The following is a 14,313-nucleotide window of genomic DNA, read 5'->3' on the forward strand; positions in this document are numbered from 1 at the left end:
ACACCGTGCCACGGGAACATCGGGGCACTTCAGGGCGTTTTAGCCCGTACAGGGAGGCGGCATGACAGAGACGGCGAGCGGTCCGGCACGAGGTTCCCGAGCCAAGGGCACCAAGGCGACCAAGGGCCTGCGTATCGAGCGCATCCACACCACCCCCGGCGTGCACCCGTACGACGAGGTCCAGTGGGAGCGCCGTGACGTCGTCATGACCAACTGGCGCGACGGCTCTGTGAACTTCGAGCAGCGCGGCGTCGAGTTCCCCGACTTCTGGTCGGTGAACGCGGTCAACATCGTCACCAGCAAGTACTTCCGCGGTGCCGTCGGCACCCCGCAGCGCGAGGTGAGCCTGAGGCAGCTCATCGACCGCATCGTGAAGACGTACCGGAAGGCCGGAGAGGACTACAAGTACTTCTCCTCGCCCGCCGACGCCGAGATCTTCGAGCACGAGCTGGCCTACGCCCTCCTGCACCAGATCTTCAGCTTCAACAGCCCCGTCTGGTTCAACGTCGGCACGCCCCAGCCCCAGCAGGTCTCCGCCTGCTTCATCCTGTCCGTCGACGACTCCATGGAGTCGATTCTCGACTGGTACAAGGAAGAGGGCATGATCTTCAAGGGCGGCTCCGGCGCCGGCCTGAACCTCTCCCGCATCCGCTCCTCCAAGGAGCTGCTGTCCTCCGGTGGCAACGCCTCCGGCCCGGTCTCCTTCATGCGCGGCGCCGACGCCTCGGCCGGCACCATCAAGTCCGGTGGCGCCACCCGCCGCGCGGCCAAGATGGTCATCCTCGACGTCGACCACCCCGACATCGAGGACTTCATCGAGACCAAGGTCAAGGAAGAGGAGAAGATCCGCGCCCTGCGCGACGCGGGCTTCGACATGGACCTGGGCGGCGACGACATCACGTCCGTCCAGTACCAGAACGCCAACAACTCCGTCCGCGTGAACGACGAGTTCATGAAGGCGGTCGAGACCGGCGGCAAGTTCGGCCTCCGCGCGCGGATGACCGGCGAGGTCATCGAAGAGGTCGACGCCAAGTCCCTGTTCCGCAAGATGGCCGAGGCCGCCTGGGCCTGCGCCGACCCGGGCATCCAGTACGACGACACCATCAACCACTGGCACACCTGCCCGGAGTCCGGCCGGATCAACGGCTCGAACCCCTGCAGCGAGTACATGCACCTGGACAACACGTCCTGCAACCTCGCCTCGCTGAACTTGATGAAGTTCCTGAAGGACGACGGCAAGGGCAGCCAGTCCTTCGACGTCGAGCGCTTCGCCAAGGTCGTCGAGCTCGTCATCACCGCGATGGACATCTCCATCTGCTTCGCGGACTTCCCGACGCAGAAGATCGGCGAGAACACGCGCGCGTTCCGCCAGCTCGGCATCGGCTACGCCAACCTCGGCGCCCTGCTGATGGCGACCGGCCACGCCTACGACTCCGACGGCGGCCGCGCCCTCGCCGGTGCCATCACCTCCCTGATGACCGGCACCTCGTACAAGCGCTCCGCCGAACTCGCCGCGGTCGTCGGCCCGTACGACGGCTACGCCCGCAACGCGCAGCCCCACCTGCGGGTCATGAAGCAGCACGCCGACGAGAACACCAAGGCCGTCCGCATGGACGACCTGGACACGCCGATCTGGGCCGCCGCCACGGAGGCCTGGCAGGACGTGGTGCGCCTCGGCGAGAAGAACGGTTTCCGTAACTCTCAGGCGTCCGTCATCGCCCCGACCGGCACCATCGGTCTGGCGATGTCCTGCGACACCACCGGTCTTGAGCCCGACCTCGCGCTGGTCAAGTTCAAGAAGCTGGTCGGCGGCGGCTCGATGCAGATCGTCAACGGCACGGTCCCGCAGGCCCTGCGCCGCCTGGGCTACCAGGAGGAGCAGATCGAGGCGATCGTCGCCCACATCGCCGAGCACGGCAATGTGGTCAACGCTCCGGGCCTCAAGCACGAGCACTACGAGGTCTTCGACTGCGCCATGGGCGAGCGCTCCATCTCCGCGATGGGCCACGTCCGCATGATGGCCGCGATCCAGCCGTGGATCTCCGGCGCCCTGTCCAAGACGGTCAACATGCCGGAGTCGGCGACCGTCGAGGAGGTCGAGGAGATCTACTTCGAGGCCTGGAAGATGGGCGTCAAGGCGCTCGCCATCTACCGCGACAACTGCAAGGTCGGCCAGCCGCTCTCCGCGAAGACCAAGGAGAAGGAGAAGACCGAGGTCACGCAGAAGGCCGAGGCGACCATCCGCGAGACGGTCGAGAAGGTCATCGAGTACCGCCCGGTCCGCAAGCGCCTGCCGAAGGGCCGTCCCGGCATCACGACGTCCTTCACCGTCGGCGGCGCCGAGGGCTACATGACCGCCAACTCCTACCCGGACGACGGTCTCGGTGAGGTCTTCCTGAAGATGTCGAAGCAGGGCTCCACCCTCGCGGGCATGATGGACGCCTTCTCCATCGCCGTCTCGGTCGGCCTCCAGTACGGAGTGCCGCTGGAGACGTACGTCTCGAAGTTCACCAACATGCGCTTCGAGCCGGCCGGTATGACTGACGACCCGGACGTGCGGATGGCGCAGTCGATCGTCGACTACATCTTCCGCCGCCTGGCGCTGGACTTCCTGCCCTTCGAGACGCGTTCCGCGCTCGGCATCCACTCCGCCGAGGAGCGTCAGCGCCACCTGGAGACCGGTTCGTACGAGCCGGCCGACGACGAGGTCGACGTCGAGGGCCTGGCCCAGTCCGCTCCGCGCACCCAGGAGCTGAAGGCCGTCGCCCCGCCGAAGATCGAGGTCGAGGAAGTCAAGCCCACCCCGAAGCAGGCCCACACCAGCGCCGAGCTGGTGGAGATGCAGCTGGGCATCCAGGCCGACGCCCCGCTCTGCTTCTCCTGCGGAACCAAGATGCAGCGGGCCGGTTCCTGCTACATCTGCGAGGGCTGCGGCTCGACCAGCGGCTGCAGCTGAAGGTGAGCGCCTTTGAGGCGCGGAAGTAACTGCCCGGGTTGGGGAGTCGGCGAACTGCCGGCTCCCCACTCGGCTGTCGTGGCTATCGGGCCTGCCGGTCGCCTGGGTCCCCGAGGGTTGTCGCGATCAGGTCGGTGTCGCAGTACTCGGTGAGCGCCCGCAGTTTCCCGTCCTCGATATGGCAAACCCAGCAGTACGTGTTGTGATACGGCTTTCCGTCCTTGGTCGTGGCGCGCCCTTTGCACTCCACGACGACACGATCGCCGGCGGCGATGAAACGCTGCGGGGTGTTCGTGTACGTGTCCGCGAACTGGGCGAGAAGCGGCCGGAACAGCTCGTTGAGGACGGTTTTCTTTCCCTCATAGGTCCCGGACCAGCTCGTCGTACCGATGATCGTCCAGCTGAAGTCCTCGGCGAGGCTGTCGGCGAGAGGCCGGCCGTCCCCCTCCGCCAGTCCGGCGAAGATGCGTTGCATGAGGTGCGTGTTCTCGGTCTCGCTCATGGCTCCTCCGTCGCCTCGTGGGCCGTGGTCAGGGCTGGTGGGTCTTGCCCATCGCCCGGGTGAAGGTCGCGGGGTCGTCCTCGTAGCCGTAGATGCCGGGGTGGAAGTCCCAGGTGCCGTCCTCCTGGCGGGCGAACTCCGCGACGGTGGCCGCGGTGGAGCCCAGGACGCCGCCGAAGTCGTCCGTGGCCAGGTCGGTGTAGCCCTCACGGATGCGCAGGCCCGGGTGGGTCACGCTGACGAAGGTGCGCTCCACGGTGCGCTGCTGGATGACGACTCCGGCGACCACGCGCGCGTACCGGCTATCGAGCCGGTTGAGTTCCAGCGTCATGACCTCGTCCCAGCCGAAGCCCTTGCCGTCGTGGCTGTCGCGGTTGAGATAGATGGTGCCGTCGGGGGACCGGCTGTCGAAGTGCACGACGAAGGCCGGATCGCCGTAAGGGTCGCTCGCCAGGTAGGTCGCGGCGACGAGATCGAGGTCGGTGGGCGGCTGCCCCGCCGGACTCGGGTCCCACTTGAGCGCGATCTCGACCTTACGGATCCCCTTGTTGAGGCCGTTCACCAGACTCCCCTTCCCCGTTCGCCATCCCTCATGCGGCCTGAACTGCCCGACAGACAAGGCCGATTGTCCATCCTGCCACGCGCGCGTGTGCCCTTGTGGAGGAGCAGTGGGAGCGAGGACACCTGACGCCGCGCCCCGGGGCCGTACCATGGCGCGGTGCTGGTCAAGTGGATTCGCTGCACCGTGGTGGACCGCCGCGGTTTTGAGCGGGGGCAGCGAAAGTGGGCGGGGCTTCTGGGGGAGCCGGGGTTTCGGGGACAGGGAGGCGGCTGGAGCCGTAGCCGTCCGGGGGTGGCGCACATCATCGCCTTCTGGGAGAGCCGCGCCTTCTACGACTCCTTCATGGCGCGTTCCCACGACCGGCTGGCGGCGTCCCAGTCGGGCACGTTCAAGGACGCCCAGGTCAAACTCTTCGACCACCGTTTCGATGTGAAGACCGGCTTCGAGCCGCGCTTCACCGACGCCGATCTGCTCCGCGTCGCGCACTGCCGGGTGCACGAGGAGCGCGCCGAGCACTTCACGCTCATGCAGGAGAAGGTCTGGAACCCCGCCATGGCGGGCTCGCCCGGCATGGTCCGCGGGATGTTCGGTGAGGCGCCGGGCCACGAGTTCCTCGTCCTGTCGATGTGGCTGTCGGCGGCCGAGCACGGCAAGTACCGGGCCGAACGGGTCGAACGACTGGCCCTGCGGGCTCAGACGGAGGCCGATGTCGCCGCGCTCACCGGCGATATCGTGGAGATGGAACCCAGCTGGACGGTCTGATCATCACGCGCCTCCCTGGATGGATCACTCCGGGAAAGGTGTGACCTACGCCGTATGGAGCGCGTACGGGTGCTCTATCGGCCGTCACCCGATCTAGGGTTTTGGCATGGCACGACCACGGCGCATCATCCTTGTCCGGCACGGCGAGTCAACGGGCAATGTTGATGACACCGTGTACGAGCGCGAACCCGACCACGCGCTGGCCCTCACCGACCGGGGCTGGGAGCAGGCCGAGGAGACCGGCAAACGGCTGCGGGAGGTGTTCGGCCGCGAGGCGGTCAGCGTCTACGTCTCCCCCTACCGGCGTACGCACGAGACGCTCCGCGCCTTCCACCTGGACCCCGAGCTCATACGCGTCCGCGAGGAGCCCCGGCTGCGTGAGCAGGACTGGGGGAACTGGCAGGACCGCGACGACGTACGCCTTCAGAAGGCCTACCGGGACGCCTACGGGCACTTCTTCTACCGCTTCGCCCAGGGCGAGTCCGGAGCCGATGTGTACGACCGGGTCGGCGGCTTCCTGGAGAGCCTGTACCGCAGCTTCGAGGCCCCCGACCACCCGCCGAACGTCCTGCTGGTGACCCACGGCCTGGCGATGCGCCTGTTCTGCATGCGGTGGTTCCACTGGACCGTCGCGGAATTCGAGTCGCTGTCGAATCCCGGGAACGCGGAGATGCGGATGCTCGTTCTGGGTGATGACGGCAAGTACGTGCTTGACCGGCCCTTCGAACGCTGGCGAGATCCGGAACCGTACGGAATCACCGGATAGAGTGGCAGAGCGATGACCGCTGATTCCTCACCCTACGGGCGCCTGGACCGCGCTGTTGCCAGCCTGCGCGGACTGTCCGTCGGAGACGCGCTGGGCTCCCAGTACTTCGTACCGGAGAACTACCCGCTGCTGAAGCGTCGCGAGCTGCCGGACGGCCCCTGGCAGTGGACCGACGACACGGAGATGGCCTGTTCCGTGGTCGCCGTCCTCGCGGCCCACCACCGCATCGACCAGGACGCGCTCGCCCGCTCCTTCGCCGAGCACCATGACTTCGACCGGGGCTATGGCCCCGCCGTGAACCGCCTGCTGCGACTGGTCCGGGAGGGCGGCGACTGGCGTGAGCTGGCCGCGGCGCTCTTCAACGGCCAGGGCTCCTGGGGCAACGGCGCCGCGATGCGGATCGCGCCCCTGGGCGCCTGGTACGCGGACGACCCGGAGCAGGCCACCCACCAGGCCGAGATCTCGGCCTACCCCACGCATCAGCACCGCGAGGCCGTCGTCGGTTCCATGGCTGTCGCCGCCGCGGCGGCACTGGCCGGTGCGCCGGGCGGGCCGCCCAGCCCGGAGGCGCTGCTCGACGGCGTGATCGCGCTCGTCCCGAAGAGCGCGGTGGGCGCGGGGCTGCGCCGGGCGCGCGACATGCTCGACTACGGCGATGCCGCCACCGTCGCGGCCGTGCTGGGCTGCGGGCGGCGGACCACCGCCCATGACACCGTGCCCTTCGCGATCTGGTCGGCGGCGCGGTCCCTCGGCGACTACGAGCAGGCGTTCTGGACGACCGCGCAGGTCGGCGGCGATGTGGACACCACGTGCGCCATCGTGGGCGGGGTGCTGGCCGCGGGCAAGGCCGGGGTTCCGCCGACGGAGTGGGTGGAGCGGACCGAGGCGTTTCCGGAGTGGGTTCCGGGTTCCGGCGTGGCGGGTCCGGAGGGCTTGGGAGCCTGAGGATGGTGCGGCTCTCGAAGGTCGCATTTTCCTCGGGCTCTCGCCGCGTACTCGGGCCCTAGATGTGCCGCCGAAGGTCGGTTCGAAACTCTCCGTGCATATAGGGAACTCTCCGTGACCGCCCTGCCGTTCTCCTGGCATCCGCTGTGTGATCCATGGGCTCACGCAGTCAGGGGGCGAAAGGGGTTCGGGGGTGGAGATGTACGTCTTGCTGGTGCTGGTGCTGGTGCTGGTGCTGGTGCTGGTGCTGGTGCTGGTGCTGGTGCTGGTGCTGGTGCTGGTGCCGTGGCCGGTTGGCGGGTTGATGGGGTGGGTGCGGGTGGCCGGACCCTCGCCCTCGCCGTCGGTCCCCTTGGCGAGGTCCGGCCATCCGCGATCCCCTGCGGCCCCGGCCGGATCAACCGGCGACGGGACCGGCCGTGCCGGACAGAGCCTCCAGGTCGCTTTTACGGACCTTGATCACGAACCAGGCGGTGGCCAGGGCGAGTGCGCCCATCGAGGCGGCAGCCACGAAGCCCATGGAGATGCCTTGGGTGAGCACCTCGTGCCCCCACGGAGCGGGCAGCTGGTGGGTCTCGGCGAACTGGGCCTTCTGTTCCGGAGAGGCCTCTGCCATGAACTTGGCCATCTGCGTCTCCGCCTCGTCCTTGCTGGCCGAGCCGAACACCGTCGTCAGGATGGACAGACCGAGCGACCCGCCCACCTGCTGCATGGCGTTGAGCAGACCGGACGCCGCGCCGGCCTCGTGCTGGGCGACTCCGGAGACGGCGGTGATCGTCAGCGTCACGAAGTTCAGACCCATGCCGAAGCCGAACAGGAGCATCGGCCCGAGCACGCCGCCCACATACGAGCTGTCCGCGCTGATGAGGGCCTGCCAGGCCAGTCCGACCACCACGAGTGCCGAGCCGGTCAGCATGAACGGCTTGGGGCCCAGTACCGGCAGGAACCGCTGCGACAGACCCGCGCCGATGGCGATGACCACGGTCACCGGCAAGAAGGCGAGGCCCGCCTCGATCGGGCTGTACTCCAGCACGTTCTGCACGAAGAGCACGATGTAGAAGAACATGCCGAACATCGCCGCGGCCAGGCTCAGCATGATCACGTATGTGCCGGAGCGGTTGCGGTCGGCGAACATCCGCAGCGGGGTGATCGGCTCCTTGGCCCGCGACTCGATGAAGGCGAACGCGAGCAGCAGAGGCACCGCGGCGACGAACGAGCCGATGGTCAGGCTGTCGCGCCAGCCCTCGTCCGCGGCACGGATGAACCCGTAGACGAGGGACGCCATACCCAGCGTCGAGGTCAATGCGCCCGCGATGTCGAAGCGGCCGGTGTGCCGTTCGGACTCGTTGATGTAGAGCGGGGTGAGGACGGCGATCAGAACGCCGATCGGGACGTTGACGAAGAGCACCCACCGCCAGTCGAGCCACTCGGTGAGCATGCCGCCGGCGAGCAGTCCGATGGCGCCGCCGCCCGCGGAGACGGCGGCGAAGACACCGAACGCCCGGTTCCGTTCCGGTCCTTCGGGGAATGTCGTCGTGATGAGCGCCAGCGAGGTCGGCGACGCGATGGCGCCACCCACGCCCTGGAGCACGCGCGCGGCGAGCAACTGCCAGGGCTCCTGGGCGAGTCCGCCGAGCAGCGAGGCGAAGGTGAAGAGCAGGATGCCGGTCATGAAGACCCGGCGGCGACCGAGGATGTCACCGGCCCGGCCGCCGAGGAGCAGCAGACCGCCGAAGGTGAGGGTGTAGGAACTGACCACCCAGGTGAGGTCGGTCGTGCTGAACTTGAGTGCGTCTTGAATGTGCGGGAGTGCGATGTTCACAATCGTCGCGTCGAGTACCACCATGAGTTGGCATGCCGCGATGACGGTGAGCGCTATACCGGGTCGGCCCTGCCTGCGGGCCGCACCTGGTTTCTGGTCCTGCATCAACTGAGAGGTTGTCACTATGGGTCCCCCATAAGCGCCTTAGTGAACGCTCGCGTTCACTGTCGCGTCAACGGTAGTGAGTCCCCAGTAGTGAACGCAAGCGTTCACTTCACCTGTCGCCGCGTGGCGTTCCCCCCGTCGCTGCCGCGCGGTCTCCCCATATCCCCCCGAATCCCCGCTTCTTTGCTCGCTGGAGACACAGATGGTTACCTCGCGCTGGACGGCCGCCCCCGCTCAGGCGGCCTCGATGCGCCGGCGCGGCGCCGTACTGGAACGCGCCATCCTCGACGCCACCCTGGAGCAGCTCAGCACGGTCGGCTGGAACGGCCTCACGATGGAGGGCGTCGCCGCCGGTGCTCAGACCGGCAAGGCGGCCGTCTACCGCCGCTGGCCGTCCAAGGAGGACCTCGTGGCCGACGCGCTGAAGTCCGGGCTGCCGCGCATCGACGCGGTGCCGGATCTCGGCAGCGTGCGGGAGGACCTGCTCGCGCTGTGCCGTCTCGCACGGGACGCCATGTACTCGCGCCCCGGTTTCGCGCTCCGCGCGGTCATTCACGAATGCGATCAGCGTCAGGCGGAGCGGTTCCACAGCGTGATCTTCGACGGTGTCGTGGGGCCGACCCTCAGACTGCTGCGTGAGGTCATCACCCGCGGTATAGAGCGAGGTGAGGTGCGCTCCGACGCGGCGAACGCGTGCGTCTTCGATGCCATCCCGGCCATGATGATGTACCGGTCCAAGATGTGCGGAAGTGAATGGGGTGACGAGGAGCTGGCGGAGATGATCGATCAGCTGATGCTGCCGCTGCTCCGGCCGAGCGAGGGCTGAGCGCGCGCGACGGTGGCTGTGACGCCGCTCGGGGAAACCGGGGTATCGCCGGGTGATCCGGGCGGCGTACGCTAAGGGCGCCATGCCGTACGAACCACCTACCCACACCGTCGAGCGCTCCCTTCGCGCAACGACCGGAGCGAAGATCATTGCCGGTGTCGACGAGGTGGGGCGCGGCGCCTGGGCCGGGCCTGTCACCGTCTGTGCGGCCGTCACCGGACTGCGTCGGCCCCCCGAAGGTCTCACCGACTCCAAGCTGCTCACCGTCAAGCGGCGCACCGCATTGGCGGTGGAGTTGGAGAAGTGGGTGACGTCCTACGCCCTCGGTCACGCCTCGCCGGAGGAGATCGACAGCCTGGGGATGACGGCCGCGCTGCGCCTGGCCGCGGTGCGCGCCCTGGACGCCCTGCCGGTTCGCCCCGAAGCGGTGATCCTCGACGGCAAGCACGACTACCTGGGGGACCCCTGGAGGGTTCGTACGGTGATCAAGGGCGACCAGTCGTGCGTGGCGGTCGCGGCGGCTTCGGTGATCGCCAAGGTTCAGCGCGACAAAATGATGGCCGAACTGGGTATCGACCATGCAGACTTCGGTTTTGCGGACAATGCCGGGTATCCGTCACCCGTGCACAAGGCCGCGCTGGAGGAGCGGGGACCCACCCCGTACCACCGCTTGTCGTGGGCGTATCTTGATGCGCTGCCCCAGTGGCGGCACCTCAAGAAGGTCCGCAGCTGGGCGGAACGGAGTGTTCCGGAGATCGAGGGGCAGCTCGGCTTCGATTTCTGACCGTTTCGTTCGCACTCATGTGCCCCCCGTTCACGCGAGCCGCACCAACGTTTGATAAATATCAGCCCATGCCTCTCATTCCCGAGGAGCCTCAGATTCACGAGAGTGCCCAGGGTCCCCGCATCGCGCCGACCCCTCGTCCCGTACCCGGTCCGCGTCCCGCGGCTCCGTCGCGTCCCGGCCGTCCCGGGCCCCCGCGGCCCACGGCGCCGACGCAACGCACGCCCCGTGACGCGGCCGTGGCTAAGCCCGGACCCTCGGGTCCGGCTGCCCCCGTCTCCGCACCGGCTGTGGCGACTCCGCAGATCCAGCTGATCCCGGCCTCGGCCGAGGGTGCGCTCGATGCTGCCGAGGAAGCCGTCGACCTGCTGCTGGAGTCGGGACGTGCCCCTGGTGATGTGCTGGTGATCACCACCGGCGAACAGCACCCGTGGGCCGCCCATGAGCTGTCCTTCGGTGAAGCCTCCTACTGGGGCCAGCACGACGCGGGCGACGACGTCTTCTATGCGGACGCCGCCGTCGCGAGCCGTGCGGCCTCGCGTGCCGTGGTCGTGGTCGCCGTCAACGGCGGATCCGAAGACACTGCCGCCACCGCCCTGCCCCTGGCCCTCGGCCGGGCCGGCGCCCTGCTGATCGTCTGCGGCGACCCGCAGCAGATCAACTCGGTGCTGGGCGCGGGCGTCTGACCTGCCTCCGGTTCTTCGGGAGCGGTCGGCGGCCGGGTGCCGCGGTGGTACCAGCACGGTGGGGACTTCGGCGTGCGCGTGAGTGTGCGTCCGGGTCGGCCGCGGTTTTGGCCGTGCCGTCATGGGGTGCCCTTGTGAGGTGCGCCCGGGTGAGGTGCGACCTTGCGGCGTGTACCGGCGCGCGGCCGATCGATGGCCGTGGGGTGTCCGGTGGACGTATGGCTCGCTGCCGCTTGTGGTGGCAGCGAGGAAACGTTCCGCCGAGGGGGTCCGCGTCGGTCCCGCTCAGCGGGCCGCGGCGCGGCGCAGCAGCTCCGAGGTGGCGCCGCCGGTGCGGGGCAGTGGGGGCGGTGACTCGGAGGTGGCGAACGGCTCCGGTGTGGAGTCCACGCTGGGGCGGCGCCCGCCACGTCCTTCGCCGAGCACCTGCCAGCCGTCCCGCGTCAGCGTGATGTACGCGCCGCAGCGCAGGCCGTGCAGCGTGCAGGCGTCACGCAGGCCCCACATCCACGCCCCGTCCTCCTGCGTCCAACGCGCGTCGCCCTCACGGCAGTAGAGCAGGACGGCGGTGCGCACGGGCGTGCGGCGGCGCAGGTCGTGCGGGATCACCCGGCGCAGCTGGTCGAGCAGGACGTTGCGGAACATCCAGCCGTCGGCCACGGCCGAGCGTCGGATGAACGAGGCGCTCGCCCGCAGACGCTCGTCCGGGTCGAGTACGGCCACGATCGCGGTCGCCGGTTCGGGGCGGTGCCGAGAGTGCAGTCCGCTGACGACCTCGCGAGGGTTGCGCAGCAGGGGGATCTCGGCGGCGGCCCACTCCGCGGGCTCCAGTACGCGGCCCACTGCGGTGGCGGACAGGTCGCTGGAGGTCGACGTGGATGCCGCGGGGGACGGAGCGAATCCGAAGGTCACGGTCCTCCCTTCGGCTACGCGCCCACACTGAGGGCGGGGTGGATTCGGGGGAGCGCGCACCACAGCGGAGCCCTGCCGGACCAAGGGCGAGCCGTGCGGGGAGCGGACCTCAATTCTTCCTGTCGAACTTGGTTGCGGCAACGAGCAATTGGGATGGCTGACCGATATGAGATGGTGTGCGTCTTATATCCCTACCCCGTGCTCCACCAGCTAACGCGTGATGCGCGTAGGTCGTCCGAGAGAAAGGCGGCAGAGGTGGGCGAATGGCCGGTTCTCCGCGCGCTGCAGAGTTTCCGGCCAGGTAACCCGGCCGCCGATGATCTTGGCCCTGGGTGTCCCTGGGTGATCTCCTGCGCAACCGCCCTGATCGTGCGCGCACGCGCGCGGGGCCGCCGCTTCAGGTGACCCGCCCGGGGCCGGAGTGGCTGACTGTCAGTGCCATCGGGTTGCATGGGGGCATGGACGAACTGGAACTCCGTGCCGAAGCCGATGCCATCCTCGGTCAGCTGGTGGGCGACCCGGGAGGCTCCGCGCGCCTGCGGGAGGACCAGTGGCAGGCCGTGGCCGCGCTGGTGCGGGAGCGCAGGCGCGCCCTGGTGGTGCAGCGCACCGGCTGGGGGAAATCGGCGGTCTACTTCGTCGCCACCGCCCTGCTCCGGCGGCGCGGCTCCGGCCCCACGGTGATCGTCTCGCCTCTGCTGGCGCTCATGCGCAACCAGGTCGGGGCGGCGGAGCGGGCCGGCATCCGGGCGCGCACCATCAACTCGGCCAACCCCGAGGAGTGGGACACCATCCACGACGAGGTCGAGCGTGGGGAGACCGACGTGCTCCTCGTGAGCCCCGAGCGCCTGAACTCCGTGGACTTCCGCGACCTGATGCTGCCCAAGCTCGCGGCCACCACCGGTCTCCTCGTGGTCGACGAGGCGCACTGCATCTCCGACTGGGGCCATGACTTCCGCCCGGACTACCGCAGGCTGCGCGCGATGCTGGCCGAACTCTCTCCCGGCGTGCCCGTACTCGCCACCACCGCTACGGCCAACGCGCGCGTCACGGCCGATGTCGCCGAGCAACTGGGCACCGTCGCCGGAGAGGCCCTGGTGCTGCGCGGCCCGCTGGACCGGGAGAGCCTGCGACTCGGCGTGGTCCAACTGCCGGACGCCGCACACCGCCTGGCCTGGCTGGCCGAGCACCTGGACGAACTGCCGGGCTCCGGGATCATCTACGCCCTCACCGTCGCCGCGGCGGAGGAAGCCACCGCATTCCTGCGGCAGCGCGGCTTCGCCGTGGCTTCCTACACAGGGCGCACCGAGAACGCGGACCGGCTCCAGGCCGAGGAGGATCTGCTCGCGAACCGCGTGAAGGCCCTGGTGGCGACCTCCGCGCTCGGTATGGGTTTCGACAAGCCGGACCTGGGCTTCGTGGTCCACCTCGGCTCGCCCTCCTCGCCGATCGCCTACTACCAGCAGGTCGGGCGGGCCGGCCGAGGCGTCGCCCACGCCGACGTCCTGCTGCTGCCGGGCAAGGAGGACGAGGCGATCTGGCGCTACTTCGCCGACACCGCGTTCCCGCCCGAGGCCCAGGTCCGACAGACCCTGTCCGCCCTCGCCGGGGCCGGACGTCCCCTGTCCGTGCCCGCCCTGGAGGCCGCCGTGGAGCTACGGCGCAGCCGCCTGGAGACCATGCTGAAGGTGCTGGACGTCGACGGCGCGGTCAAGCGCGTCAAGGGCGGCTGGATCGCCACCGGAGCGGACTGGGCGTACGACGCCGAGCGCTACGCCTGGGTGGCCCGACAGCGAGCCGCCGAGCAACAAGCCATGCGCGAGTACGCCGGCACCACCGGCTGCCGCATGGAATTCCTGCGCCGACAGCTGGACGACGAGGGCGCCACCGCATGCGGCCGGTGCGACAACTGCGCGGGCCCGTGGACGGATTCCACTGTTACGGCGGAGGCGCTGACGGGCGCGACCAAGGAACTGGACCGACCCGGGGCCGAGGTCGAGCCGCGCCGGATGTGGCCGACCGGGATGCCTGCCCTGGGCATCGAGCTCAAGGGCCGGATCCCGGCGGGCGAGCAATGCTCCACCGGGCGCGCCCTGGGGCGGCTCTCGGACATCGGGTGGGGCAACCGCCTGCGTCCGCTGCTGGCCGAGAACGCAGGGGACGGTCCGGTCCCGGACGACGTCCTGCGCGCGGCAGTGGCCGTACTCGCCGACTGGGCGCGGTCTCCGGGTGGTTGGGCGTCGGGCGGGGAACAGGCGGCGGCCCGGCCGGTCGGTGTCGTGGCGGTGCCGTCCCTGACGCGGCCGCAGTTGGTGGGCACCCTGGCCCAGGGCATCGCGGACATCGGGCGGCTGCCGTTCCTCGGCGCGCTGACGCACACGGGACCGGGGCATGCGGTGCGCCGCAGCAACTCGGCGCAACGCCTGCGGGCACTGTCGGACGCGTTCAGTGTGTCCGGGGAACTGGCCGAGGCCCTGGCGACCTCGCGCGGTCCCGTGCTGCTCGTGGACGACTACACCGACACGGGTTGGACTCTGGCGGTCGCGGGTCGGCTGCTGCGGCGGGCCGGAAGCGGTGAGGTGCTCCCGCTGGTGCTGGCTGCGGCGGGCTGAACCTGTCCGGTTGGTGGGTTGGCTGAGGCGGCGTCCCCCTTGCCGGCCCGCCGAACGAGGCCTCCGGCCTGGG

General features: G+C 69.3%; 12 protein-coding genes. 8 read left to right on the forward strand and 4 right to left on the reverse strand.

Going from position 1 to position 14,313, the window contains the following annotated elements; all coding sequences use genetic code 11:
- Positions 1–61 precede the first annotated feature (61 nt).
- Complete coding sequence (locus STRCI_RS29935; RefSeq protein WP_269662052.1) at positions 62–2,956, forward strand: vitamin B12-dependent ribonucleotide reductase; 2,895 nt, start codon at positions 62–64, stop codon at positions 2,954–2,956.
- A gap of 82 nt (positions 2,957–3,038) precedes the next feature.
- Here the strand turns inward: STRCI_RS29935 and STRCI_RS29940 are convergent, their stop codons facing one another.
- Together STRCI_RS29940 and STRCI_RS29945 are read right to left on the reverse strand one after the other, a co-directional pair.
- Complete coding sequence (locus STRCI_RS29940) at positions 3,039–3,458, reverse strand: nuclear transport factor 2 family protein (protein WP_269662053.1); 420 nt, start codon at positions 3,456–3,458, stop codon at positions 3,039–3,041.
- Positions 3,459–3,486: 28 nt separating this feature from the next.
- Positions 3,487–4,020, reverse strand: a complete 534-nt coding sequence (locus tag STRCI_RS29945) for a TerD family protein (protein WP_269662054.1) — start codon at positions 4,018–4,020, stop codon at positions 3,487–3,489.
- A gap of 156 nt (positions 4,021–4,176) precedes the next feature.
- Between STRCI_RS29945 and STRCI_RS29950 the strand changes: the two genes are divergently transcribed.
- The 3 genes from STRCI_RS29950 to STRCI_RS29960 all read left to right on the forward strand — a co-directional run bounded on the left by STRCI_RS29950 (position 4,177) and on the right by STRCI_RS29960 (position 6,493).
- Positions 4,177–4,782: a YdbC family protein gene (locus STRCI_RS29950; protein WP_269662055.1), complete on the forward strand. Its 606-nt coding sequence runs from the start codon at positions 4,177–4,179 to the stop codon at positions 4,780–4,782.
- 106 nt (positions 4,783–4,888) lie between these two features.
- Complete coding sequence (locus STRCI_RS29955) at positions 4,889–5,548, forward strand: histidine phosphatase family protein (RefSeq protein WP_269662056.1); 660 nt, start codon at positions 4,889–4,891, stop codon at positions 5,546–5,548.
- Positions 5,549–5,560: 12 nt separating this feature from the next.
- Positions 5,561–6,493, forward strand: coding sequence for an ADP-ribosylglycohydrolase family protein (locus STRCI_RS29960; protein WP_269662057.1), 933 nt, complete (start codon positions 5,561–5,563; stop codon positions 6,491–6,493).
- A gap of 397 nt (positions 6,494–6,890) precedes the next feature.
- Here the strand turns inward: STRCI_RS29960 and STRCI_RS29965 are convergent, their stop codons facing one another.
- A complete protein-coding gene (locus tag STRCI_RS29965; RefSeq protein ID WP_269662058.1) occupies positions 6,891–8,438 on the reverse strand; it encodes an MFS transporter in 1,548 nt (515 codons plus the stop codon).
- 184 nt (positions 8,439–8,622) lie between these two features.
- Between STRCI_RS29965 and STRCI_RS29970 the strand changes: the two genes are divergently transcribed.
- From STRCI_RS29970 to STRCI_RS29980, 3 genes are all read left to right on the forward strand, one after another.
- Positions 8,623–9,246, forward strand: coding sequence for a TetR/AcrR family transcriptional regulator (locus STRCI_RS29970; protein ID WP_269662059.1), 624 nt, complete (start codon positions 8,623–8,625; stop codon positions 9,244–9,246).
- Positions 9,247–9,328: 82 nt separating this feature from the next.
- A complete protein-coding gene (locus STRCI_RS29975; protein ID WP_269664684.1) occupies positions 9,329–10,030 on the forward strand; it encodes a ribonuclease HII in 702 nt (233 codons plus the stop codon).
- A 68-nt stretch (positions 10,031–10,098) separates the two neighbouring features.
- Positions 10,099–10,716 carry a hypothetical protein gene (locus STRCI_RS29980; protein WP_269662060.1) on the forward strand — a complete coding sequence of 206 codons (618 nt, stop codon included), beginning with the start codon at positions 10,099–10,101 and terminating at the stop codon, positions 10,714–10,716.
- 285 nt (positions 10,717–11,001) lie between these two features.
- Here STRCI_RS29980 and STRCI_RS29985 read toward each other — a convergent pair whose 3' ends face one another.
- Complete coding sequence (locus tag STRCI_RS29985) at positions 11,002–11,628, reverse strand: hypothetical protein (protein ID WP_269662061.1); 627 nt, start codon at positions 11,626–11,628, stop codon at positions 11,002–11,004.
- Between the two features lie 458 nt (positions 11,629–12,086).
- Here STRCI_RS29985 and STRCI_RS29990 point away from each other — a divergent pair, with 458 nt between their 5' ends.
- Entirely contained in the window at positions 12,087–14,240 is a 2,154-nt protein-coding gene (locus STRCI_RS29990; protein ID WP_269662062.1) for a RecQ family ATP-dependent DNA helicase, read from the forward strand.
- The last annotated feature ends 73 nt before the right edge of the window (positions 14,241–14,313 follow it).

The sequence above is a fragment of the Streptomyces cinnabarinus genome, from assembly GCF_027270315.1.
Classification (GTDB): domain Bacteria; phylum Actinomycetota; class Actinomycetes; order Streptomycetales; family Streptomycetaceae; genus Streptomyces; species Streptomyces cinnabarinus.